The following is a 23668-nucleotide window of genomic DNA, read 5'->3' as shown; positions in this document are numbered from 1 at the left end:
ACTAATTAAAAAAAATTGTTATTAAACAAGTATATCTCCTTTTTACTTTATTTATTTGGACAACAATTTTCGGTCAAAGCTATAAATTATCCAATTGCTTTACCACAGAAAACGGTTTGCCTAGTAATCACATCTATGAAATTACCGAAGATAATAATGGTTTTTTATGGATAGGATCCGACAATGGTGTATCACGTTTTGATGGGAAACGATTTGTAAATTATAGTACAAAAAACGGCTTGCCATCAAACGATGTTATCCAAATTAGGAAAGAGAAAAATGGTACGATTTGGGCCAATTGCTACAAACAACCACCAAGCTACTTTGATGAAAAATCCAACCGATTTATCTCGTTTGAAAGTAATAAAAAAATTATAAAATCAAGTCGAACTCTTTTAAACATCCAAGTACATCCAGTTAATGGTATTTATTTTCAAAACTCTAGTGAATTATTGTTTTTTAAAAATAAAAAGTTAGCAGACGTTAAATTTAATTATCATAGTAAATTACTTTTCATTAATAATAAAGAATTTGAAATTAAATCCAACAAATTAAAACCATCTACAAATAACAAATTAAATCAATTAAAAATTAATCAAAATAACACTTTAATTGAAACATTCTTTTATTCAACTCCTACAAATGAAAACACATTAAGTAATATATCGGAAGAAAATGGCTATTATGAATTGTATAGAAATTATATCAACTACTTCAAAATAAACTCTGCAATACCATTTAAAGTAAAATTAAATGTATTAAAACCTGGTCAACAAATTAAATGGTATAGTTCTTCCAAAAATGAGTTTGCTTTGATTACAGTTACAGGCAAAATTATGGTATATGATAAAACAACATTCGAACTAAAAAATTCAATTTTGACTAATAAAGAAATCAATTACTATTATAAAGATGTTAATAATAATGTGTGGTTAGGAAGCCTAAACAATGGACTACTTAAGTTTTCTACCTCTCAAATTCAAACAATATCGGAATTTGGTTCGTTAGATTCAAATTTTTTAAGTATTCACGTAACTGATTATAACACACTTTTAGCTGGTAATCATCAAGGAGAAATATATGAGAAAGGGAAAAAGTCACTTAATCATAAAGTTGTAGAACATCTGCAAAACCCTTGGATTCGTTCGATTGCTTCTTTCAATGATAAAACTATTATTACGTCTGATATGGGTTATTGCATAAACTACGGAAAATGCAACAATCTCTATCTCTCTGACAAGAGGATAGCTTCTCTAAAAACAGCTCAAAAATTAAATGATAGTATTTTACTTTTAGGAAATAATAATGGAATTTTTAAATTAAATGTTTTAAACAATACTTATAAATACATTAAAAGTCCAAATGAACGAATATTATCCATTGATAAAATTGATGATTTCTCATTTTATTTTACAGCAAATTTAGGTGTATATAAATATGATTTAAAAAACGAAACTTATAGCCTGTTTTTTTCAAATTCTACTTTACAAAATGATAATATTCAATGCATTGAAAGCAGTTCAAAAGGTACTCTTTGGTTTAGCACTTTTAAAGGAGGTATCTATTTAGTTCAAAAAAACAAAATACTATTTAGCCTTACAAATTCGAATAATCTACCCATTAACTGCACAAAATTACTTCAAATTAATAAGGAATTATGGATTGCCTCCAAAGATGGAATATATATTTTAAACTCATCTAAATTGCCAAAATATTCAATACGTAAAATATCTAAAGTAGATGGTTTAACATCTAATCATGTAAATGACTTTGTTCACAAAAACGATAGCGTTTATGTTGCTACCAGTACTGGAATATCAATAATACCCATTTCTCTAAAAAATAAAAATAATGATTGTACGCCAATAATTATTTCCGTTAAAATTAACAACAAAAATGAACTTTGCAAAAATAGTTATTCACTAAAGCAAGACCAAAAAAATATTGTCTTAGAATTAGCAGGAGTAGATTTAACAGGCCACTTTAACAAATTTCAATATTCTATTAATCGGTCCAAAATATGGTACTCAATTGAAGGTAATATTTTAAATTTATTACTTAAAAGTGGCGAAAATAACATTGAAATAAGAGCGATTGATGAAAATAATTTTATCAGTCCCAAAAAGTTGAAAATTAATATTGACGTAGCTATTCCGTTTCATCAAACTTTTCTATTTTGGATTATACTAATTATTTTTATGGCAGGGCTATCCATTTTTTATTACACCCAACGAAAACTAGAAAAACAAAAAATAAATTATGAAAAACAACTTTTACTAGAGCAACAACGCAATAAAATTACAGCAGATTTGCATGATGACATAGGATCAACTTTGAGTAGTTTGCAAATAAACAGTGTTGTTGCCAATAAATTAATCTATAGAAATCCAAATGAAGCTCAAAAAGTACTAGAAAAAATTGAAAGCCAATCGCAAAATTTAGCCGATAAGATTGGTGATATTATTTGGAGTATGAAACCTGGTAAAGACGAATTCTTGACAATGAGTTCTAGAATAAAAAACTTTGCTAACGAAATCATTGGTTCAACCAATATTGACTATAAAATTGAAATTGATTCACAAATTGATGTTGAAGTTACCGATATAACTACTCGAAAAAATATTGTTTTAATTACCAAAGAGACTATCAATAATGCAGTAAAATATAGTAAAGCAAAGCAAATTAATGTTGTAATTCAAATGCAAAATTCTATTTTGACTATTAAAATTTCTGATAATGGAATTGGATTTGACCCAACTATCATGAAAGGAAACGGAATTACAAACATAAAAACAAGAGTGTCTGAATTAAAAGGAACATTGACAATAATCTCCAATCCTTTGACTGGAACTGAAATTACTATCACAATTCCTCATCACTAAATTAAGGTACTCCAGTGCTATAATAATGCTATACTTTTGTAACATGCCAATACGGATTTTTATATACGACGACAGCAATGAACGCAGAGACAGTCTGAAAGCACTGCTAATGCTCAATGACACTTTACAATGCATAGGTGAAGCGATGAACTGTAAAAATGTACTTTCCGAAATGGAATCTTATTATCCCGATGTAGTTTTAATGGACATCAATATGCCTGAAGTAAATGGCATTGAAGGCTTAAAACAAATAAAGCTCCATCATCCCGAAGTTAAAGTATTGATGCAAACTGCTTTTGATGATGACGAAAAAATATTCAGTTGTATCAAAAACGGAGCTAGTGGATACATTCTTAAAAATGACAAACCTCAACGTATACTTCAAGCCATTGAGGAAGTAAGTCAAGGTGGTGCAGCTTTGAATCCTGGTATTGCTAAAAAAGTTCTAGAATATTTCAACAAGCCCAAGCAATCAAAAAATCCACTTTCTCAAAAAGAAAACGAAGTACTTGCATTATTGTCTGATGGTTTAAGTTATAAAATGGTAGCCGATTCCCTCGGAATAAGCTATGCTACCGTCAATACACATGCCAAACACATCTACGAAAAATTACATATTTCTTCCTTAGGTGAGGCCATCGCCTATTATTACAAAAACATCAAAAAATAATTTTTCTCTTAACTTTTACTTTTCCCAAATCCCTGGTATCCATTTATTAAGGGATTTTTTGTTTTGAAAAAAGAACAATATTTGTTTATCAAAACAAAAACGCAAAATACCGTTAAACAACGGAGTTAAAATGGGTTTATTAACTATATCAACTAAAACTTGTTTTTTACAATTTTGTAAAGTGTATGTTAATTTACAAATGGAGTTACCTGAAAATCCAATAAAGAGTAGGGAAAACAAAAACTATTCATAATGAAAACAAAAATCACAATTATCGTAATGTTATTTGTAACTGCGATGAGCTTTGCTCAAAAAAAATGGGAACCCTACCATCAATTTAGTGTGGATGCAGGATACACCTTTTCTTCCTTAAAAGAAAATCAAAATCCAAGTCGACCTTTATTTGCAGGAAACGGAGTAAATTTTGGTGCAGGACATCGTTGGGGTGATACTTGGGGAATTGCTTCAAGAATTGGCTTTTCTACAGGCTCTCTTGATGACGATGGAGTTGCAAGTATTACTAGAAAACGAAAAACACCACCAAGATACATTCCTATTCCAGATCCACCGGGTTCTATATCATGGTCACAAATTTCAGTAATGACTGGACCAAGCATAAGATTAGGAAAAAAACATCAATTTGAATTCAATGCTATGGCAGGAATTGGTATTAACCCATCACCCAACTCTATCAGAATAGATGCTTATGAACAAGATTTATTTCTAGAAACAGTATATGAAGCTAAAGATAAAAGTGTTGTGGGAATGTGGCAGGTGAATGCGAAAGCTAACCTAATTAAATTAACAAAAAATAGTTTTTTAGGAATTAGCGCAGGCTATGGAAGTAATGGTTTGAGCGTAGGTATTTCTTATGATTATGTTGGACACGTAACCTTGTTAAGATAAAACAACTGTTAAAATAGAAATTCAAAAAAAGCAGGTGTTCTAGAAACTGCCAGATTTAGGAGTTAAACTGCAAAATCGATACTTGTAATCTAGATAAAAAATAAATTAATATGTACAGAGAATTACTTAATTTCAATCTTCCTGATTTGCTATCTAACTTTATTAATGTTAAGCAGGTTACGGTTTATACGTATGCTTTTTGCATAGCATTAGGATCGTTGTTTGCTACTTTATACACAAAATGGAGCGCTAAAAAAGATTTAGCAATTGAATTATCCAATTCGTTCTTCTACATAATTTTTATTGCTGGATTTATTGGTGGAAAATTATTTTACTATTTGGAAAAGCCTATTTTTTATTGGAATAATCCAAGTTTATTATTGGATAATGTTTCAGGTGGATTTGTTTTTTATGGATCATTTGTAACTTGTATTCCAACAGTTATTTGGTACTTAAACAAAAAGAAAATTGCTATTTTACCAATGTTAGATATTTTAGCAATAACCACATTAATAGCTCATTGTATGGGAAGAATTGGATGTTATTGTGCAGGTTGTTGTTATGGTTTGCCTACAAGTAGTTTTATTGCTGTAGTTTTTCCAACTTCTAACAACATTTCGGTTCATCCTACCCAACTTTATGAAGCAGTTATTTTACTGCTATTGATGCTGTTTCTTTTAGTAGTTAAAAAATTTAAATCTTTCAACGGACAGGTATTTGTTTTATACTTAGCAATCTATGCGTTATGCAGAGCTTTTCTAGAACTTTTTCGAGGTGATGAAAGAGGCTACATCCTTGATGGATATTTATCTCATTCGCAATTCATCGCGTTATTACTTTTAATCAGCTCATTTTTATTTTACAAAAAATTATATCAAAATAAATTAATACTTAAAAATTAAAAAGATGAAAAAAATCTTAATAAAAATTGGCTTACCAATCGTCTTACTTGTTGCTGCAACGCTTATTGTTGGTCCTAGTTGTGGTAGTACTGTTCCAGATCCAGTTGCTACAACTCCAACATGTACTACAACTAATACTTTATTTCAACAAGTTTTCGCCGCAACGGCAACTGCAAATCCATCATTTCAAGATGTTTCTACAATGGATTTGTTAACCCATCAATACACATTTACTGTAAACGCAAACAAAACCATTTGTAGTATCGGTTATCAAGGAAATGCAACATTATTTGCAAATAATCTTCCTTATACTATCGAAATTGTGGACACTACAACCAATGCTGTAATTTACACTGGAAATCATTTATTTGGTTCAACCGCAACAAGTTATGTTAGCATCACTCCAGTTAATTTAATTGCAAATCAATCGTATACAATAAGAAGAACGCTACCTGCTGGAGGATATGGTGGCAACATTGGCAATACCATCGGCAGAATTTTGAGATTTACAAGCTCAAGTAGCGTATTCCCAGTGACATCTGGTGGATTTACAATTACAGGCTCTAATTTTTATGGTACTGGAGGACCAGTAGTAAACTTTGGAATTCCTTATATTGATATTGTATTTCAATAAAAAAATGTTTGATAGTTAGTTTGAAAAAGCGATAGAAATTCTTTTATCGCTTTTTTTTAAATGCAAATACTAAAATTAAATCGCAATGATAAAAGAAATTTTTATAACAACTTTTAATGATATCGAAAGTGCTTCCAAAAATTTTAATGCTACCGATGATTCAAAAAAATTTGATTTTAAAGTCGTTGTTATTTCTATCACGGTTGCAATTTCGCTTTTATTAATAAATTATTGCAGTTCGTTTGAAAGCACGGTGAATTTGGTACATACTATAAATCCTAAAAGTGCTAATGCAATAAATAAATTTTTCTACGAAGGTCAATTTGCACAATTAAATAGATTAACTCATTGGAATTTAGTCTTAACGATTAGTTATCTTTTGATACCAATTTTTATAATAAAAATCATCTTAAAAGAACCTTTAAAAGATTATGGATTAAACTTTAACAATGGATTAAGCGACTATAAATTATTTCTGATTATGTTGGTAATTATGATACCAGTTTTGTTTGTAATATCCTTCAACACTAGTTTTCAAACTAAATATCCCTTTTACCAGTTAAATAATAACGAACCTATAAATTACAAATTCTTGATTTGGGAAATCGAATATTTCTTTCAATTTTTTACTTTAGAATTTTTCTTCCGTGGATTTTTACTTCAGGGATTAAAAAACCGATTTGGATATTATTCTGTTTTTATAATGACACTACCTTATTGTATGATTCATTTTGCAAAACCAATGCCCGAAGCTATAGCCGCTATTATTGCTGGCATCGTACTCGGAACTTTCGCATTAAGAAGCAAAAACATTTGGTTAGGAGTGTTTATCCATTGCAGCATTGCAATTACTATGGATATCTTTGCCCTTTGGCAAAAAAATTTACTTCATTTTTAGCTTTAACCGCATTTTTTATCCATAAAAACCATTTCTATTTTATCGATTGCAAATAGCTCATACAATATACTTTTTGGTTTTTGTGGGTAAACATTTTAATTTTTTATTTTTTATAAAAGTGCTTTTCCGTCGTTTAACGGATATGATTTCAGTTAAACAACTATAGATTGATTTTGAGATAGTTTGCAGTTTTGTAATGTGCTTTTAAAAGCATAAAGCGGTACCCGAAAAGCTATTTAGAGTAGGGAAAACAAAAACTATTCATAATGAAAACAAAAATCACAATTATCGTAATGTTATTTGTAACAGCGATGAGCTTTGCTCAAAAAAAATGGGAACCCTATCATCAATTTAGTTTGGATGCAGGTTACACCTTTTCTTCCTTAAAAGAAAATCAAAATCCAAGTCGACCTTTATTTGCTGGTGATGGTGTAAATTTTGGTATTGGACATCGTTGGGGTGATACCTGGGGAATTGCTTCAAGAATTGGCTTTTCTACAGGTTCTCTTGATGACGATGGAGTTGCAAGTATTACCAGAAAACGAAAAACACCACCAAGATACATTCCTATTCCAGATCCACCGGGTTCTATATCATGGTCACAAATTTCTGTAATGACTGGACCAAGCATAAGATTAGGAAAAAAACATCAATTTGAATTCAATGCTATGGCAGGTATAGGGATTAACCCATCACCCAACTCTATCAGAATAGATGCTTATGAACAAGATTTATTTCTAGAAACAGTATATGAAGCTAAAGATAAAAGTGTTGTGGGAATGTGGCAGGTGAATGCAAAAGTAAATCTAACTAAAATTTCCAAAAACTTAGGTATATCAATAAATGCTGGTTATGGTTCTTTAGGAGCAACGGTAGGAGTTTCAATGGCAATTTATCAATGTCATCTTTGTACGTGTTGTAAGTTTTGTCCATTTGGATGTCAAGAAACTAAACCAGTAAAAAGAAAATAACAAAAAAAAAAATTAATCTTTAATAAATAAAAATTATGGCAAATCCAGGAACAGAGTTAGCTTCATTAGATTTTGGAAATCTAATTGGAGGCCCATTAAATGCAGTTATTACAGCACAATCTAATGCAGCAATTTCTACTGCTAATTTTATTAAATCTGTTGGTTTTGATGAAAACAACGAACCAGTGTATGTGGATTTTAAATATCCAAAAGAAGTAATAACTTATGTACCATCTTCAAATCCATATTTGTTAAGTGCAAAAGTTAAAGCAGATGTAACAGGCTTTCAACCCAATGAAGTAGTAAATATTGTATTTAAGACGACTCCTCCTTCAGATACAATTATTGAAGCTACAGGAACTTTAACTGCAGATTCAACTGGAAAAATTTTAGCTAATTCTTATGTAGCCATTCAAAATCAAGGAGAATACAAAGCTAAATCAGATGGTACAATTGCAACCGCAATATCCAGCTCTACTATAGGAGCATCAGTATCTACTGCGATTGACTTGGATGAAAAAACATCAACATTTATTCCTGCCAAACCAGCAGTTTTTCAAGAGATGCAATTTTCAGTACCAATTTTAACGATGCTACCTGTCCCATTTATTAAAGTCGATGAAATTACTATTGATTTTAATGCAAAAATTAATTCGGTAGAAACTCAAAGCCAGTCGTCAGAATTAGACGTAAAAGGCAGCGTTGAAGCTGGATATGGTGGAAAACGTGGATATGTAAAATTCAATGGTTCTGTAGCTTATAAAAAGACTACATCAAGTGGCTCTTCTGTTGAACGTACCTATTCGATGGCGATCCATGTAAAAGCATCACAAGATGAAATGCCTGCTGGTATAGAAAAATTGTTAAACATACTAGAAGGAGCAATGATTTCTACACCAGGTAAACTAACTTTAGGTAAATAAATAATTATGCGAAGTTCTCAATAATGAGAACTTCGCTAAAAAAATAGAAATATTATGGCAGATTTAAGCGAATTTTTAGGGAGCTTGGTTTCTAGCATCAGTGAATCAAGAGTAAATTCAGATTTACAATCGATTAGAATTGCTCAACAATATGCAAAAGATAATTTATTACAACATTTTGCAGTACCGAGAATGAGAATTGAAAATGTTGAATTAACTATTCCAATAGCTATTGATGAGTTTGAAACAAAAAATGTAAACAGCACTTTAGAACCTATAAATAATGCAACTTTCTCAAGTATTACTTATCAACAAATTTTAAAATCTATTTTAGTTGATAAATTACCAAGTGATATCTCCAAAGAATTAAAATCTAAAATAAGTGATTACATTAAACTTTTAGAAGCGCAAATCAATGTAAATCAAATAGAAAATTCTTTAATGAATTATTCAAAAAGTATTACAGAAATTGTGATAAGCAAAGTAGCCGAGATTTATAGATCACAAAATAAGAAGATTAACAAAGATCAAGTGAATTTGATTAAGAATGATTTAGAAAAAAATCTTCAGGAAAATTTAAAAAATGAAATCAAAACAAAGTCTGGTTCTACTAGTAATTTTGCAAATGTAATTGTAGAATCTTCAAAATTAAGAGAAATTAAATCTGACAATATCATTATGGTAAAGATGAATATTTCAGAGCAAGGAATGGAATGGATAAAAATGGAAAATGATAACGGTGAAGTTATTTCAAAATTAATGCCTGAATAACATGAAACCATCACCAATAACAATAGTCGAAGCTTTGAAAATTAAATTAATGCAATTTCCAAAGTTAGTTGATAGTCTGCAAAACAAAGAAAGTTCTTTTCTATCAAATCTTGAAAATTGGATGAGAGAGATTGAACTAATATTTAAAAACAATAATATTTCTAGTGTATCCGAAATTGCTGGCTTAAGAAGTAAAATAGTAGCACCATTGTTTTCTGATAGTCAAAATAGATCTGCAAGAAAAAGGCAAATTCAAGTTGCCTCTGAATGCCTATATGATATACAAAGTACCGTGTTAGCAATTGTAAATCCTTATGAAATAAAGATATATGAAGCACGAGAAATTGTGTCACAATTATTACAGATTTTAAGCCAATCAGGTTCTTTAAAATTCAATAATACCGATTTTCAGGGATTTGTAAATCAAATATGGACTGTCTTTTCAACCCATGAACAATTAAGACCAAGTACCGCAAAAATTCTTACACTAATTCCTCAAATGGATGCCGTGAGATTAATAGCTGAAGAAATAAACTTAGAAGACTTTTCAGGTTAGTTTTTTGTTGGAAAGTCCCAAATGTATTGTTTGGGGCTTTTTTATTTTACTTTTTCTAGGTTTTTTGAACTTACAATTTTCCCTAATGAAGATTTTGGTCTTTTGATAAAATAACCATCGTCGTCGTCATTTTCTTCTTTGATGATTATCGTAAAACTGTATTTAAGGTCTTTGTCTAAATTGTTTTCATCTACTAAAACTTCAACTGTTATGGATTGATATTTAGGATAATATGTCTTGTTTATTTGATGGAAATCGTATGCTTTTAAAGTTGCATTGTAATTAAGGTCTATGAGGAATTCTTCGCTATGATCTTCGTCTGTAATGCTAATTTTTATGCAATTTGGATGTAACTTTCCTTCAATGGTTTCTAACCTTAAAAGCGTAAATTTATTTGTAGTATTTAACACATTATTCAATGGCATAACACTTGTAGCCCTTAGATTTATAACAGAAATAAAACTAGTCATTGTCCATTTTTTATGTATAAATATACAAAAAACTATTATTGCGATATTCAAAAAAAATGAATAGGTTTGAATGAAAAATATTTTGGCATCAACAAGTTCACCTTTACAAACAATCTTATGGAAGACAAGCAATTACCTGTTTACTTAGAAGGAAGCTATGAATCTATTTATGGTAACTTTGGCTATCGTTTTGCGGCTTTATTACTTGACGGACTAATTTTGGCTCCCATTTCAATTGCGGCACTTGTTTTTAATACTATGAGTTTACATAATATTTATATAAGTATTATTTGTAGTAACATCATTGCCCTAACCTATCAAATTTACTTGCCTGCTAAATTTGGCGGTACACCTGGAAAACTCATTATGGGTTTGCGAATTCTTAAAATGAATGGCGATGCCTTAACTTTAAATGATGCATTTAAAAGATATTTACCCAACTTACTTATTGCTTTAATTGCCATCATTAACACCCTTTTTGCAGTAGCTAAAGCAGATGAAAAAACCTATAATACCTTAAATTGGATTAAACAATCGCAATACTTACAAGATTTGAATTCAAATATGTTTTACATTCAAATGGTATCGATTTATGCGGTGCTTTTTACGAGTTTTATTATTTTTATGTTTAACGAAAGAAAACGCAGCTTATCCGATTTAAGTGGCGATACTGCAGTAGTAAAGAAAATCTATTTGACAAAAATTCAAGAAATAATGAAGAAAAGCTAAAGCAAAATTTTCAAGTTATTCAATGGAATTGTATTCTAACTAAATCAAATTTGACTTATAATTATAGTTAAGGAGCAACTCCATAAAAAAATGCCCCAACGTGTTTTAAACATTTGGGGCATTTTTATCTAAATACTATTTAATTACTCTTTGGTTTCGTTTCTTAGTTTGCTTCGTTTTTTACCGTAAGCGAAATAAATAACAAAGCCAATAGCCAACCACACAAAAAGTCGCAACCAAGTGTCAAACGGTAATGAAACCATCATCACCACACACGTAATAATTCCTAAAATTGGCACTAGCGGCACAAATGGTGTTTTAAAAGGTCGCTCTAAATCGGGCTGTTTTTTGCGCAGAATTAATATTCCCAAACAAACCATCACGAAAGCCAATAACGTTCCGATACTGGTCATTTCACCCACAACACTAATTGGTACCAATCCGGCAAAAAGGCTGATAAAAATACAAAGTACGATATTTGATTTATAAGGTGTATTAAACTTTGGATGCAATTCAGAAAATACTTTTGGTAACAATCCATCTTTACTCATCGAGTAAAATACGCGTGATTGTCCCAATAAATCTACTAAAATTACCGAAGTATAACCAATTAATATGGCTAAAATTACGGCTACTCCCAACCATTCATAAGGTGTATTTGCAATAGCTATTGCAACAGGCGCAGCGCTATCTTTAAATTCAGTATAATTGGCCAAACCTGTCATTACATATCCAAAAAGAATAAAAAGAACCGTACAAACCAGCAAACTACCTAGAATTCCGATTGGCATATTTCGTTGCGGATTTTTGGTTTCTTGAGCCATTGTAGCTACAATATCAAAACCAATAAAAACAAAGAAAACTACACCAGCACCACGTAAAACACCAGACCATCCAAATTCTCCAAAGGTTCCTGTATTCTCCGGTATAAAAGGATGATAATTTGCAGGATCAATGTATTGCCAACCTAAAGCAATAAAAATAATCACCACACCAACTTTTAAAGCAACAACAATAGCATTAAACAACGCTGAACTTTTTGTGCCTTTAATAATAATAGAAGTTATCAAACCGATAATTAAAATAGAAGGTAAATTCACTATTCCGTGCACAATACTTCCGTCGGCTAAAGTGGCTGTTTCAAATGGCGATAATACCAATTGCGGAGGAATAAAAATATCAAATTTTTCAAGAAATTTAACTAGATATTGCGACCAACTTATTCCAACAGTAGCAGCGCCAACCGAATATTCTAACACTAAATCCCAACCAATGATCCAAGCAAATAGTTCGCCCAAAGTGGCATACGCATAAGTATAAGCACTACCCGAAACCGGAACCATAGAGGCAAATTCGGCATAGCACAACGCGCTAAACGCACAACCAACAGCTGCAATTACAAAAGACAATATTACCGCCGGACCTGAATTGTTAGCTGCAGCAATTCCGGTTAACGAGAAAAGACCTGCTCCAATAATCACTCCTACTCCAATGGCGACTAAATTAATAGCGCCCAAACTCCTTTTTAAGGAATTTTTTCCTGTGTTCTCCGCTTCTAATTTTAAAGCTTCAATCGATTTTTTTAACATAATTAGTACTGAGTTATATATTTCTAAAAGTTTGAAATTCATTTTAAGACCAAATAAAAACCTCCAATTTTAACTTGATTTTTTAATTCTAATTTGCATTGTGGATTAAAAAAAAGAGCCATTCAACTAAATGAACGGCTCTTATATTGTAAAATTGATGCTATTTTTACGCCAGTTCATTCCATAAATAAGTTTTGCAGCACATTGTGTGACACATCTTATTTACAGTATTTTGGCAATGGTTTCTCATAATCTGTGGCAAAGATAGTAGCATAAACTTCATCTTTCCAAATAATATTTTATTTTTATTAGAAATGAAATTAATTACAAACATTTACATCACTTTGGTAATTTTAGTGCATTAAGATTGAGAATAATTACAGTAATTCATTATTCGAATTATGAAATAAAAAAGCTCCAAAAGCTAAATACTTTTGGAGCTATTAAATTTTATAGTATTGAAACTAAAAAATTAAGCTGCTTTTTTAGAAGCACAACATCCTGCTTTCTTCTCACCTTCACTGCAAGATTTCTTCTCTTCAGATGTTGCTGCTTTTTCAGTTTTTGCTTTTTTTTTTTTTTTTTTTGGCTCTTGAGCATTTACGTTCATTGAAAATAAAAACGCTACTACAGCTAACATTGATGCTACTTTTTTCATTTTTTTATATTTTTATAATTATGGTTTTATACTTATTTATATCAAATAGTAATTCAAATATATCAATTTATTCTTTACATAAAAATAAATTAACTTTTATTTATTTTTATCTTATTTATTATTTTAGGGTTGAAGGGCAAACATAACTCGTTGTTTTGATACCACTCTTTTTTATAGCGGCAAAACCTCCTAAAACATTGATTACGTTATGATAACTACGAGCTTTCAATATCGACGCAGCAATCATCGAACGATAACCGCCAGCACAATGCAAATAAAAATCTTCTTCCTTTGGAAAAGTTGCTAAATACTCGTTTAAAAAATCTAATGGTGTTGAAGGTACGTCCAAAACATGTTCAGCAGTATATTCACCTGGTTTTCTAACATCAAAAACCTTCATGCTTTCATTGTTATTTGAAGCGTGATTTAAAACCTCTTCTAACTTTTCTACAGAAACAGAAGTAATGGTATCGTACTCTAATCCCGCATTTTTCCAACTTTCAAATCCACCTTTTAGATAACCTAACGTATTATCATATCCTACTCTGGCCAATCTTTTAATGGTTTCCTCTTCTCTACCTTCGGGTGTAACTAACAAAATTTCTTGTTTACTATCTAAAATCAAAGCGCCAACCCACGGAGCAAATTGTCCGTCAATTCCAATAAAAATTGATTTTGGAATATGTCCTTTTTCAAACTCATCTTGGTGACGAACATCTAAAATTAAAGCCTCTGTTTCGTTAGCAACAAGTTCAAATGTTTTAGTATCAAATGCTTTTGCTTCTCTAATAATATCTTCAACATTACCATAACCTTCCTTATTCAGCTTAACATTCATCGGAAAATAAGCTGGCGGTGGCAATAAACCATCTGTAACTTCTGAAATAAATTCATCGCGAGTCATATCGGCACGAAGCGCATAATTAGTTGCTTTTTGATCGCCAATACTTCCCACGGTTTCTTTACTCAAGTTTTTACCACAAGCACTTCCTGCACCATGCGCTGGATAAACAATTACATCATCTGCCAATGTCATAACTTTGGATCTCAAACTATCAAACAAGATACCTGCTAATTGTTCTTGTGTCATATCAACTGCTTTCTGTGCTAAATCTGGTCGACCTACATCACCTAAAAATAAAGTGTCACCACTAAAAAGTGCGTGGTCTTTTCCGTTTTCATCTTTCAATAAATAGCACGAACTTTCCATAGTATGTCCGGGCGTGTGAAGACAAGTTAAGGTAATGGCACCTAATTGAAAAACTTCACCATCTTTAGCAATATGTGCCTCAAAAGATGGATTAGCATTTGGACCATAAACAATTGGCGCTCCAGTTTTTTGAGCTAACGTTACGTGACCACTAACAAAATCGGCGTGGAAATGCGTTTCAAAAATATACTTAATAACAGCACCATCAGCAGTTGCTTTGTCAACATATTGCTGCACTTCTCTTAATGGATCAATAATCGCTACTTCACCATTGCTTTCAATGTAATAAGCACCTTGGGCTAAACATCCGGTATATATTTGTTCTATTTTCATATTTCTAAATTTTTCTTTTGTAAAATTAAATTGATTGATTGAATTGGAGCGTAACTTTTGTTACAATTTAACATTATTTGATAAAAAAACAGCTACTTCACAACCAACTCTTTGACAATGATATAGATTCCCATAGCTAGAACCATCCATCCGAAACCTGTTTTAAGCCGTTCTCCAGCGATTTTTTTTGACAAATAACTTCCTATAAATATTCCTATTACAGAAGATGTTGTAAAAATTAACAGCAAATTCCAATCTAAATTTTGACCTGGACGAATATCTCCAATAAAACCAATTAATGATTGTGCAGCGACTATAAAAAGTGAAGTTCCAACAGCCATTTTCATAGGTGTTTTTGCCATAAATAACAACGCTGGAATGATTAAAAATCCGCCACCTGCACCAACAAAACCAGCAACTAAACCAATAAATAAGCCTTGCATAAAAATGGCTAAATAGTTTAATTTAAAATCACTTTGAACGTTTTGCTCCTTACTTGGTCTTATCATTCTAATGGAAGCAAAAATCATAACAATGGCAAAAACAACCATAGTTAAATCAGATTTTGAAACTACTAAAAAATCGGTTAAAGTAATCACATCAGGAATAGCAGGAACGATAAATTTTCTTGTCAAAAAAACCGCTAAAATTGTTGGGAATCCAAATAGTAGGACTTTCTTGAAATCTACCAATTGTTGACGCGCTTTTTGAACGCCACCAACTAAAGCGGTTGTTCCAACAACAAATAATGAATAAGCTGTTGCCAATACCGGTTCGACCGAAAGAACATAAACCAAAATTGGTACCGATAAAATGGATCCGCCACTACCAATTAACCCAAGAGTAATTCCGACTAAAACGGCCAGTAAGTATCCAATTATTGAAGAAATATCCATTTGTATTATTTAACGGGTCAAAGGTCGCTATATTCTTGATCTTAGTGTGCAACAAATGTTACTAAGCTACAACAATTTCTACAAAAGCACGATGCAATCGTATTCTTTTTTCGTTTTCAAGTGCTTTCAACAATCTTGAAACCACTACTCTTGAAGTATGTAAATCGTCCGCAATTTGTTGGTGCGTGGTATGCACTTCATTAGACTTATTGATTTTTGCTTTTTCAAAAAGATAATTGAGTAGGCGTTCGTTCATGTTCATAAATGCCAAACTATCAATTGCTGTGAGCATTTCTTTCAAACGATTATTATAACTGTTAAAAACATAATTGCGCCACGATTTATATTTGCCCAACCATTCTTCCATATTGGAAACTGGAATCATAATAACTTGTCCGTTAGTTTCGGCAACGGCTCTAATTTCACTTTTAGCATCACCCATGCAACAAGCCATCGACATCGCACAAGTATCTCCTTTTTCGATAAAATAAAGTAATAATTCGCCTTCATCAAAATCTTCTCTTAAAATCTTAATGGCTCCAGAAAATAGCAAAGGCATTTTCTTAATTTGAGCGCCAAAATCAATTAGTACATCACCTTCGTTAAAGTTACGAAGTTGTGAACAATGCACAATTTCATCCATCAATTTTGGTTCGAAAATAGAAGCATAGTGCTCTTGTAGTATAGCTAACATTAAGTTTTCTTCAAATTCGTTTCATAATTTTCAATCCATTGTTGAACCGAAATTTTGGTAAGTAATTCAGCAATAAGATCAAAAGGAATATCGTTCACTTTCTTAAAACGAATGCAACTTTTTCCCATATCCAACTTTGATTTACAATGTTTGGGATATTCTGATGAAAACCAATCGTGCAAACTTTGATCACTATAAACCATCATATGGTAAATATTGATAGAATTCTTTTGAGAAGCAATGGCAAAAAATGGCAAAGGCAATTCGGGTGTGCAATGATAACCATTTGGATATAACGAATGTGGCACAACATATCCTAACATACCATAACTCATTTGCTCCTCAAAGCCTTCAGGAAGACTAGCTAAGGTAATTTGACGTAGTTTAGTCATTGCTTCCCTTCTATCCTCAGGAAGTTCAGCAATATATTGTTCAGGTGTGATCGCTTTAGATTGCATAATTGATAATGATTTGTAACAAAAATAAAATTTTATAACTAATTAATGGTATTAAAAGTAAAACTAATTTTTTTTAATAGATTTACAACTTAAAATATTACTTTCTTTATGTCGCACCAAAGTCCTATCAGAGAAGATAAAACTTGCTTGAATTGCAATCACGTAGTTCCAACACGTTTTTGTCCTAATTGCGGACAAGAGAATACAAGCTCGCGTAAAACATTTCATCATCTGTTTGTTCATTTTTTTGAAGATTTAACCCATTATGAAAATGCTTTTTGGAAAACCATAAAGAATTTGCTTCTGCGTCCGGCATCGTTGACTAAAGAATATTTATCGGGAAAAAGATTGTCCTATCTAGCGCCAATTCGATTGTATATTTTTATAAGTTTTGTCACGTTTTTTACCATTTCAGTACTACCTGATGGAATTGAGGATGAAATAAAAGCTGATGAAGCTAAAACCAAAGAAAAAAACACAACTACAACTGCTGGTGGATTGGTTAAAATTACAGATAATTCCAATACTATTAGTACCGATACTCTAGAATTATCACCTCAAGGATTAAAATTAAGATCCTTATTTAAAGAAGGAAAACTAACTCAAAAGGAATTAGATACACTTCTAACTTATACCAAGGAATCGGAAGACAAGCAGAATGTTGATTTTGCGTATGGTGGTAAAACTTATAAATCTTTGAAACAAATGGATTCCTTGCAAAAGTTCGGAAAAGATAAGTTAAATCCAGTAAGTTTTTGGTTTGCCCGAAAATTAATGAAAATTACTTCCAAAAAAGAAAAAGACGAAATAATTCCTGCCTTTATCGAATCTTTCAAACACAATATTCCGAAAGCCTTATTCTTTTATATGCCACTATTCGCCTTCGTATTATGGCTGTTTCATAACAAAAAAAGATGGTATTATTTTGACCACGGCATTTTTACGCTCCACTTTTTCTCTTTTTTACTATTAATAATATTGATAGCAACCTTAACAATAAAATTATTGTATCTCTTTGGAGAAAATAGTTTTACCGAAGGTATCGATTTGATAATAAATATCATTGTTCCTTTATGGTTTATCTATTATTTTTATAAGGCAAACAAAGTTTTTTATCAAGAAAGCAAAGTTGTTTCGTTTCTAAAAAGTAGTTTGTTACTATTCATTAATTCTATTTTACTATTTTTTGTTTTATTAATTTTCATCATCTATTCTTTTATAACAATACACTAAACATGAAAAAAATCATCATCACAGGTCTAGGCCTAATGCTTTTATCCTGTTCTGGAACCAAAACCAGTTCGGCAACCAAAACTTCTAAACCACTTGACGTTCAAAGCTACGTTAATTCGATTACCGCCGATGAACTCCGAACCAATCTAACCGTTGTAGCATCGGATGAAATGGAAGGTAGAAATACCGGAAGTGAAGGTCAGAAAAAAGCCGGAAACTATATTATCGAACAATATAAAAAAATCGGAGTTCCGTTCCCAAAAGGTGCTGATAGTTACTACCAAAAAGTTCCTTCGGAATACATGAAAAAAGGATTTAGTCCGAAATTACCTGATTCGGAAAATATTTGGGCCTTTATAGAAGGTTCAGAAAAACCAGAAGAAATCATTGTAGTATCAGCTCACTACGATCATGTTGGAATGAAAAATGGCGAAGTTTATAATGGAGCCGACGATGATGGTTCGGGAACAGTAGGTTTAATTGAAATTGCGCAAGCTTTTCAAAAAGCAAAAAAAGAAGGTCACGGACCAAAACGTTCGATTTTAATTCTTCACGTAACTGGAGAAGAACACGGATTGCACGGTTCACGATTCTATTCTGAAAATCCATTATTTCCTTTAGCTAATACAGTTGCCGATGTAAATATTGATATGATTGGACGTCGTGATGCAGCACATGCCGATTCAAATAATTATGTTTATGTAATTGGTTCCGATTATCTTTCTACTGATTTATACAACATTTGTGAAGCGGCTAACAGCAAATACACAAAACTAAATTTAGATTACAAATACAACGACAGAAACGACAAAAACCGTTTTTACTACCGTTCTGATCATTATAACTTTGCTAAAAATGGCATTCCGTCGGTATTTTTATTCAACGGAACGCATGCTGATTACCACAAAGCCTCTGATGAAGTAGATAAAATTGAGTTTGATGCCTTAGAAAAAAGAACCCAACTTGCTTTTGCAATTGCTTGGGAACTAGCCAACAGAGAAGCCCGAATTGTTGTAGATAAAGATGGTAAATAAAAATAAAAAAGCTCCGAGAAATTGGAGCTTTTTTTATATCTAAAATTTTGAAATAAATTCTTTTAAAAGTTTTTCTGAAAAAAACAAAGAAGAATAAGAATCGTGCGCCTGCGGATTGTATAACTCAAAATCAGCTAATTGTTTTAAATACAATTGCAACTGCTCATTTGTCAAAAGGTTTCTATAATCTTGCTCTTGTCTAATCAATGTCTTTATAAAGAGTGAGGTATCTGTTTCGTCTTCTGAAACAATCATTTTATTATAAATCGCAACTATTTCTTTATATTGATTAATAAACAACTCCTTAAAAATGGGATTTTGTTCGTCGGTATAATTCACAATTCCAAAGGTAATTCTTCCCTTGGTTTGCCAAAACATGGTTTCACCTTCAGCACCTTTGCCTACAAAATTTTGGATGACTGCCACCTTGAGTTTGATAGCTTTTTCTATTTGTCCGAAAGTTAAAACTGGAACTAAAAACAATAATAAAAGGTACTTCATTTTATCAAATTTGAATAACAAAAGTAAAATATTTTAGAAAAATAAGGAGGCTTTTAACTAATTATTAGCGAATATCAAAACAATTCACTTATTTTGAAAGCTAAACCAAACCAATACAAATGAAAAAATTTACCATCCAAGAAATTAATGCACTACTAAATGGAGAACTCGTTGGCAACACAAACAACGAAATAAATGCTCCTGAGCAATTAGAACTTGCAAATGAAAATGAAATTTCTTTCATTGGAAATAGAAAATATGAAAAATTTTGGTCTACATCAAAGGCTTGTGCTGCTATCGTTAATCAAGATATCGCCATTGAACCTGGAGACAATAGAGCGTTTATAAAAGTAAAAAATGCTGATTTGGCAATGTCACAGGTGTTGGAACTCTTTGCTCCTGCTCCACCACAATTTGCTCACGAAATTCACCCAACAGCAACTATTGATAGTACTGCAAAAATTGGTGCTGGCACAAAGATTGGTGCTGGTTGTTACGTTGGTCCGAACGTAGTTTTAGGCGAAAATGTAATTTTATATCCAAATGTTACCATTCTTGACGAATGTACCATTGGAAAAAATACTGTGATTTGGTCTGGTGCGGTTGTTCGCGAGCGTTGCCACATCGGAGCTTATTGTATTTTACATCCCAATTGTACTATTGGCGCTGATGGCTTTGGATTTAGACCTTGTCCGGAAAGAGGATTGGCTAAAATACCTCAAATTGGAAATGTTATTATCGGAAACAATGTAGAAATTGGAGCAAATTCATCTGTTGACAGAGGTAAATTTAGTTCTACCATTTTAGGTGACGGCTGTAAGATTGATAATTTAGTTCAAATCGGACACAATAGTAAACTTGGTCAATTTTGTATTATGGCCGGAAATAGTGGTCTAGCTGGTTCGGTTACGTTAGGAAATGGCGTTATTATTGGAGGAAGCGCTTCAATAAAAGACCATTTAACACTTGGAGACGGCGTAATGATTGGTGCTGGTTCAGGAGTAGCAGCTGATGTTCCTGCTGGAAAAACGATGCTAGGTTATCCAGCGGTTGAAGCTAGAACTGCTCTAAAACAGTGGGCTATCCTTAAACGAATGGCAACAGAATAAATATTTAAACTGTTCTATTATAATAATTTTATTGAAACCATTAAGAATTTAGGCTAATTAGGTAGTTATACAGTTAATGAATCTACTTTCTTAATGGTTTTTATTTTCAATAATCAAACCGAAAATGAATACACTATTGGATACAAAAAAAGCCTTGAATTTCTTCAAGGCTTTTTAATTAAGGGTGGATGACCGGGTTCGAACCGGCGACTTCCGGCACCACAAACCAGCGCTCTAACCAGCTGAGCTACAACCACCATTTTACGAGTGCAAATATATTGCAAAAGTTTTATTCTCACAAAGAAAATTTGAAAAAATTACATCAAATTTCCTAAACTATTGACTGCCAAATATCTTTCTACAGTAAATCCTTCAGCATATGCCGTTCCTACGATTCTTCCAAGGTCTTGAGCTCTATATTTCACACTATCCAAAAAGTTTTTTGAGCTAATTGGCGACTCTGGTTCTGTAGAATTTGGATCATAAAATTGCGAACCATAGGCTAAAATTGACTCCATTTTGATGTCGATAAAATCAGAAATATCAACCACAAAATCAGGTTGACTGTTGTTCCATTGCAGATAATGATACACTAATTTCGGACGCCAAGCGGTTTGTTTTTCGCCTTCTAACTCCGTTTCAATCCTTCGCAAACCTGATAAAAAACAAGCATCTGATACTAATTTGCTACCTTTTCCGTGGTCTATATGTCGGTCATTAACCGCATTGCAAAGCACGATTTCGGGCTGGTATTTACGAAGCATTTGTATAATTTTCATTTGATGCGCTTCATCATTTATAAAAAATCCATCTCGCATGTCTAAGTTTTCTCTAGCTGCAATACCTAAAATCTGGGCAGCTTTCGCCGATTCGGCATTACGAATTTCCACTGAACCTCGTGTTCCTAATTCGCCTCGTGTTAAATCAACTATACCCACTTTTTTACCAAGTGAAATCTCTTTAGCAATCGTGCCACTACAACCCAATTCCACATCATCAGGATGCGCACCAAAGGCTAGTATATCTAATTTCATATGTTTCTTTTTATTTTGACTTCCAAAAATTGGAAGTTATTATTTATTTTACAAAACTTTTTTTATGGTTTGGGCTTTATTTACTGTTTCAAAAAACTCCTTTTCGGGATTACTGTCTTTCGTTACTCCGCAACCTGTATACAAACTGATTTGCTTATTCTCAACCTTCATACATCGTAAATTTACGAACAAATCTGATTTATTTTCTGCAAATGTTAGATAATCTTTATTCCATTCACCTAAAAAACCACCGTAAAACTCCCGATCATAGCCTTCATTTTCCAAAATAAACTGCATCGATTCTAGTTTTGGAAAACCGCACAAAGCCGGAGTTGGATGCAATAAATTTATGATTTTTTCTGCATCTGAATGATTTTCGATTTTTGCTTCAATATCAGTTTTAATGTGAATCAACGAACCAGCTTGGATATTATATGGATTTGATTTTGTAACCTTTTTTGAAATCAAACTTAAATTGTCCACTATAAAATCAGTTACAATTTGTTGTTCTTCAATTTCTTTATTATTCCATTTAACTTGTTCTGAACCAGTATTTAATTGTGTTCCAGCTAAAGCAACAGTTTTTATGAAATCTTCTTCTATTTTTAAAAATTGTTCTGGTGTTGCACCCATCCAAAAACCAATTTGAGGATGATAAATACAATAATTAAACGCAGTTTTATAGTTGAAAATTAATTTTTTGAAAACCATCTCAACATCAAAAGTGCCCACATCAAAAGTTTCCTTTCTCGATAACACCACTTTTTCAAATTGCCTTTGATGAATGGCATCTACTCCATTTTGAACTAATTTTTCAAAATCAGCTTTATCAGCTTCGCTCCAATTAGTTGTTGACGTGTTTTCAAAAATAAAATCCGATTCTGAAATGGTTTCAAAATAAAGATCCGAATGCGTCTCGGGAAATAAATACCTTTTCTGATTGTCAAAAGACACAAATGCAAAGCCGCATTGATTGTAATCTAAGTCAAATAATGTAGCGCCTTTTTGAAAATGAGCCACTATCTTATCAGAATTAGGTTTGTTGTAACAAACAAAAGGTAATCTATGGTGAAGTTGTTCTCTAACTTTTTGAAATATCAAACTCATCTTCCTTTGCTTGGTAAAATCATATTAGTCAGTTTGCAAAGCGAAATTAACTTTTCGTTTTCATCCACAATTCTGATTTCCCAAAGGTGAATACTCGCTCCTTTATGAAGAATTTTCGCCGTTGCAGTAACCATTCCTTCGCGTTTACTTCTTACGTGATTTGCTGAAATTTCAATACCTCTTACTTCCTGTTTTGCAGGATTTACAAACATAATCGAAGCTGCACTGCCGACACTTTCTGCTAAAGCAACTGAGGCGCCACCATGCAACAATCCCATTGGTTGATGCACTCTTGGATTTACTGGCATTGTAGCTACAAGAAAGTCTTCTCCAGCGTCTACATATTTTATTTCTAGGGTTTGCATCAAGGTGTTTTTGGACCATTCGTTGCAAAGCTCAAGCATTTTTTCTTTATCAAAGGACATAGCAATAGTTTTGATACAAAATTAATCAATTTTAAATTACTTAACCACTTTACAGACTAATAAGCACATTTATTC

25 protein-coding genes and 1 tRNA gene are annotated in these 23668 nt (G+C 31.9%); 14 read left to right on the top strand and 12 right to left on the bottom strand.

Translation table 11 applies throughout. The annotated features are described in order from the left end of the window. Positions 1–116 precede the first annotated feature (116 nt). The 10 genes from Q0050_RS06905 (at position 117) to Q0050_RS06860 (ending at position 10113) form a co-directional block, all read left to right on the top strand. Positions 117–2882, top strand: a complete 2766-nt coding sequence (locus Q0050_RS06905; RefSeq protein WP_298393617.1) for a sensor histidine kinase — start codon at positions 117–119, stop codon at positions 2880–2882. Between the two features lie 43 nt (positions 2883–2925). Then, on the top strand, positions 2926–3552 hold the full coding sequence (locus Q0050_RS06900; RefSeq protein ID WP_298393615.1) for a response regulator transcription factor: 627 nt from the start codon (positions 2926–2928) through the stop codon (positions 3550–3552). Between the two features lie 252 nt (positions 3553–3804). Beyond that, positions 3805–4458: an outer membrane beta-barrel protein gene (locus Q0050_RS06895; RefSeq protein ID WP_298393613.1), complete on the top strand. Its 654-nt coding sequence runs from the start codon at positions 3805–3807 to the stop codon at positions 4456–4458. Between the two features lie 110 nt (positions 4459–4568). Next, on the top strand, positions 4569–5360 hold the full coding sequence (locus tag Q0050_RS06890; RefSeq protein ID WP_298393611.1) for a prolipoprotein diacylglyceryl transferase: 792 nt from the start codon (positions 4569–4571) through the stop codon (positions 5358–5360). A gap of 4 nt (positions 5361–5364) precedes the next feature. Continuing rightward, positions 5365–5994 carry a hypothetical protein gene (locus Q0050_RS06885; RefSeq protein WP_298393609.1) on the top strand — a complete coding sequence of 210 codons (630 nt, stop codon included), beginning with the start codon at positions 5365–5367 and terminating at the stop codon, positions 5992–5994. 85 nt (positions 5995–6079) lie between these two features. Beyond that, positions 6080–6892, top strand: a complete 813-nt coding sequence (locus tag Q0050_RS06880; RefSeq protein ID WP_298393607.1) for a CPBP family glutamic-type intramembrane protease — start codon at positions 6080–6082, stop codon at positions 6890–6892. Between the two features lie 266 nt (positions 6893–7158). Further along, on the top strand, positions 7159–7863 hold the full coding sequence (locus Q0050_RS06875) for an outer membrane beta-barrel protein (protein WP_298393605.1): 705 nt from the start codon (positions 7159–7161) through the stop codon (positions 7861–7863). Between the two features lie 35 nt (positions 7864–7898). Further along, entirely contained in the window at positions 7899–8786 is an 888-nt protein-coding gene (locus Q0050_RS06870; protein WP_298393603.1) for a DUF2589 domain-containing protein, read from the top strand. 54 nt (positions 8787–8840) lie between these two features. Then, on the top strand, positions 8841–9557 hold the full coding sequence (locus Q0050_RS06865; RefSeq protein ID WP_298393601.1) for a hypothetical protein: 717 nt from the start codon (positions 8841–8843) through the stop codon (positions 9555–9557). Between the two features lies 1 nt (position 9558). Further along, entirely contained in the window at positions 9559–10113 is a 555-nt protein-coding gene (locus Q0050_RS06860) for a hypothetical protein (protein WP_298393599.1), read from the top strand. 41 nt (positions 10114–10154) lie between these two features. Here Q0050_RS06860 and Q0050_RS06855 read toward each other — a convergent pair whose 3' ends face one another. Beyond that, on the bottom strand, positions 10155–10583 hold the full coding sequence (locus tag Q0050_RS06855) for a hypothetical protein (protein WP_298393597.1): 429 nt from the start codon (positions 10581–10583) through the stop codon (positions 10155–10157). 117 nt (positions 10584–10700) lie between these two features. On the opposite strand from Q0050_RS06855, the gene Q0050_RS06850 reads away from it, so the two are divergent. After that, on the top strand, positions 10701–11312 hold the full coding sequence (locus tag Q0050_RS06850) for an RDD family protein (RefSeq protein WP_298393595.1): 612 nt from the start codon (positions 10701–10703) through the stop codon (positions 11310–11312). A 143-nt stretch (positions 11313–11455) separates the two neighbouring features. Here the strand turns inward: Q0050_RS06850 and Q0050_RS06845 are convergent, their stop codons facing one another. The 6 genes from Q0050_RS06845 to Q0050_RS06820 form a co-directional block, all read right to left on the bottom strand. Then, the gene (locus tag Q0050_RS06845) at positions 11456–12901 is read right to left on the bottom strand and encodes an amino acid permease (RefSeq protein ID WP_298393759.1); all 1446 of its coding nucleotides are present in this window, start codon (positions 12899–12901) and stop codon (positions 11456–11458) included. Between the two features lie 472 nt (positions 12902–13373). After that, the gene (locus Q0050_RS06840; protein WP_298393593.1) at positions 13374–13559 is read right to left on the bottom strand and encodes a hypothetical protein; all 186 of its coding nucleotides are present in this window, start codon (positions 13557–13559) and stop codon (positions 13374–13376) included. A gap of 118 nt (positions 13560–13677) precedes the next feature. After that, positions 13678–15102, bottom strand: coding sequence for a rhodanese-like domain-containing protein (locus tag Q0050_RS06835; protein ID WP_298393591.1), 1425 nt, complete (start codon positions 15100–15102; stop codon positions 13678–13680). A gap of 92 nt (positions 15103–15194) precedes the next feature. Then, entirely contained in the window at positions 15195–15998 is an 804-nt protein-coding gene (locus tag Q0050_RS06830; RefSeq protein ID WP_298393589.1) for a sulfite exporter TauE/SafE family protein, read from the bottom strand. A 61-nt stretch (positions 15999–16059) separates the two neighbouring features. Further along, a complete protein-coding gene (locus Q0050_RS06825) occupies positions 16060–16692 on the bottom strand; it encodes a Crp/Fnr family transcriptional regulator (protein ID WP_298393588.1) in 633 nt (210 codons plus the stop codon). Beyond that, a complete protein-coding gene (locus Q0050_RS06820; RefSeq protein WP_298393586.1) occupies positions 16692–17150 on the bottom strand; it encodes a DUF1801 domain-containing protein in 459 nt (152 codons plus the stop codon). The genes Q0050_RS06825 and Q0050_RS06820 overlap by 1 nt, the downstream gene beginning before the upstream one ends. A 108-nt stretch (positions 17151–17258) precedes the next feature. On the opposite strand from Q0050_RS06820, the gene Q0050_RS06815 reads away from it, so the two are divergent. Together Q0050_RS06815 and Q0050_RS06810 are read left to right on the top strand one after the other, a co-directional pair. Beyond that, on the top strand, positions 17259–18383 hold the full coding sequence (locus tag Q0050_RS06815; protein ID WP_298393584.1) for a DUF3667 domain-containing protein: 1125 nt from the start codon (positions 17259–17261) through the stop codon (positions 18381–18383). A 2-nt stretch (positions 18384–18385) separates the two neighbouring features. Further along, a complete protein-coding gene (locus Q0050_RS06810) occupies positions 18386–19417 on the top strand; it encodes a M28 family metallopeptidase (protein ID WP_298393582.1) in 1032 nt (343 codons plus the stop codon). Between the two features lie 39 nt (positions 19418–19456). Here Q0050_RS06810 and Q0050_RS06805 read toward each other — a convergent pair whose 3' ends face one another. Beyond that, positions 19457–19918, bottom strand: coding sequence for a hypothetical protein (locus Q0050_RS06805; protein ID WP_298393581.1), 462 nt, complete (start codon positions 19916–19918; stop codon positions 19457–19459). 119 nt (positions 19919–20037) lie between these two features. On the opposite strand from Q0050_RS06805, the gene lpxD reads away from it, so the two are divergent. Beyond that, positions 20038–21027, top strand: a complete 990-nt coding sequence (gene lpxD, locus Q0050_RS06800) for a UDP-3-O-(3-hydroxymyristoyl)glucosamine N-acyltransferase (RefSeq protein WP_298393580.1) — start codon at positions 20038–20040, stop codon at positions 21025–21027. A gap of 183 nt (positions 21028–21210) precedes the next feature. Here lpxD and Q0050_RS06795 read toward each other — a convergent pair. From Q0050_RS06795 to Q0050_RS06780, 4 genes are all read right to left on the bottom strand, one after another. Further along, a tRNA-His gene (locus Q0050_RS06795) sits at positions 21211–21284 on the bottom strand. A 60-nt stretch (positions 21285–21344) separates the two neighbouring features. Continuing rightward, complete coding sequence (gene bshB1, locus Q0050_RS06790) at positions 21345–22061, bottom strand: bacillithiol biosynthesis deacetylase BshB1 (RefSeq protein ID WP_298393579.1); 717 nt, start codon at positions 22059–22061, stop codon at positions 21345–21347. A gap of 48 nt (positions 22062–22109) precedes the next feature. Next, on the bottom strand, positions 22110–23168 hold the full coding sequence (locus Q0050_RS06785; protein ID WP_298393577.1) for an isochorismate synthase: 1059 nt from the start codon (positions 23166–23168) through the stop codon (positions 22110–22112). Then, positions 23165–23593 carry a hotdog fold thioesterase gene (locus Q0050_RS06780; RefSeq protein WP_298393575.1) on the bottom strand — a complete coding sequence of 143 codons (429 nt, stop codon included), beginning with the start codon at positions 23591–23593 and terminating at the stop codon, positions 23165–23167. The genes Q0050_RS06785 and Q0050_RS06780 overlap by 4 nt, the downstream gene beginning before the upstream one ends. Positions 23594–23668: the final 75 nt, after the last annotated feature.

This window comes from Flavobacterium sp. (genome assembly GCF_027483985.1).
Lineage (GTDB): Bacteria > Bacteroidota > Bacteroidia > Flavobacteriales > Flavobacteriaceae > Flavobacterium.
This window is presented reverse-complemented; position numbering and strand designations above follow the sequence as displayed.

Coding starts and splice junctions, on each gene's coding strand:
- Q0050_RS06900 (WP_298393615.1), top strand. CDS start 2,926: ATGCCAATACGGATTTTTATATACGACGACAGCAATGAACGCAGAGAC.
- Q0050_RS06895 (WP_298393613.1), top strand. CDS start 3,805: ATGAAAACAAAAATCACAATTATCGTAATGTTATTTGTAACTGCGATG.
- Q0050_RS06890 (WP_298393611.1), top strand. CDS start 4,569: ATGTACAGAGAATTACTTAATTTCAATCTTCCTGATTTGCTATCTAAC.
- Q0050_RS06885 (WP_298393609.1), top strand. CDS start 5,365: ATGAAAAAAATCTTAATAAAAATTGGCTTACCAATCGTCTTACTTGTT.
- Q0050_RS06880 (WP_298393607.1), top strand. CDS start 6,080: ATGATAAAAGAAATTTTTATAACAACTTTTAATGATATCGAAAGTGCT.
- Q0050_RS06875 (WP_298393605.1), top strand. CDS start 7,159: ATGAAAACAAAAATCACAATTATCGTAATGTTATTTGTAACAGCGATG.
- Q0050_RS06870 (WP_298393603.1), top strand. CDS start 7,899: ATGGCAAATCCAGGAACAGAGTTAGCTTCATTAGATTTTGGAAATCTA.
- Q0050_RS06865 (WP_298393601.1), top strand. CDS start 8,841: ATGGCAGATTTAAGCGAATTTTTAGGGAGCTTGGTTTCTAGCATCAGT.
- Q0050_RS06860 (WP_298393599.1), top strand. CDS start 9,559: ATGAAACCATCACCAATAACAATAGTCGAAGCTTTGAAAATTAAATTA.
- Q0050_RS06855 (WP_298393597.1), bottom strand. CDS start 10,583: ATGACTAGTTTTATTTCTGTTATAAATCTAAGGGCTACAAGTGTTATG.
- Q0050_RS06850 (WP_298393595.1), top strand. CDS start 10,701: ATGGAAGACAAGCAATTACCTGTTTACTTAGAAGGAAGCTATGAATCT.
- Q0050_RS06845 (WP_298393759.1), bottom strand. CDS start 12,901: ATGTTAAAAAAATCGATTGAAGCTTTAAAATTAGAAGCGGAGAACACA.
- Q0050_RS06840 (WP_298393593.1), bottom strand. CDS start 13,559: ATGAAAAAAGTAGCATCAATGTTAGCTGTAGTAGCGTTTTTATTTTCA.
- Q0050_RS06835 (WP_298393591.1), bottom strand. CDS start 15,102: ATGAAAATAGAACAAATATATACCGGATGTTTAGCCCAAGGTGCTTAT.
- Q0050_RS06830 (WP_298393589.1), bottom strand. CDS start 15,998: ATGGATATTTCTTCAATAATTGGATACTTACTGGCCGTTTTAGTCGGA.
- Q0050_RS06825 (WP_298393588.1), bottom strand. CDS start 16,692: ATGTTAGCTATACTACAAGAGCACTATGCTTCTATTTTCGAACCAAAA.
- Q0050_RS06820 (WP_298393586.1), bottom strand. CDS start 17,150: ATGCAATCTAAAGCGATCACACCTGAACAATATATTGCTGAACTTCCT.
- Q0050_RS06815 (WP_298393584.1), top strand. CDS start 17,259: ATGTCGCACCAAAGTCCTATCAGAGAAGATAAAACTTGCTTGAATTGC.
- Q0050_RS06810 (WP_298393582.1), top strand. CDS start 18,386: ATGAAAAAAATCATCATCACAGGTCTAGGCCTAATGCTTTTATCCTGT.
- Q0050_RS06805 (WP_298393581.1), bottom strand. CDS start 19,918: ATGAAGTACCTTTTATTATTGTTTTTAGTTCCAGTTTTAACTTTCGGA.
- lpxD (WP_298393580.1), top strand. CDS start 20,038: ATGAAAAAATTTACCATCCAAGAAATTAATGCACTACTAAATGGAGAA.
- bshB1 (WP_298393579.1), bottom strand. CDS start 22,061: ATGAAATTAGATATACTAGCCTTTGGTGCGCATCCTGATGATGTGGAA.
- Q0050_RS06785 (WP_298393577.1), bottom strand. CDS start 23,168: ATGAGTTTGATATTTCAAAAAGTTAGAGAACAACTTCACCATAGATTA.
- Q0050_RS06780 (WP_298393575.1), bottom strand. CDS start 23,593: ATGTCCTTTGATAAAGAAAAAATGCTTGAGCTTTGCAACGAATGGTCC.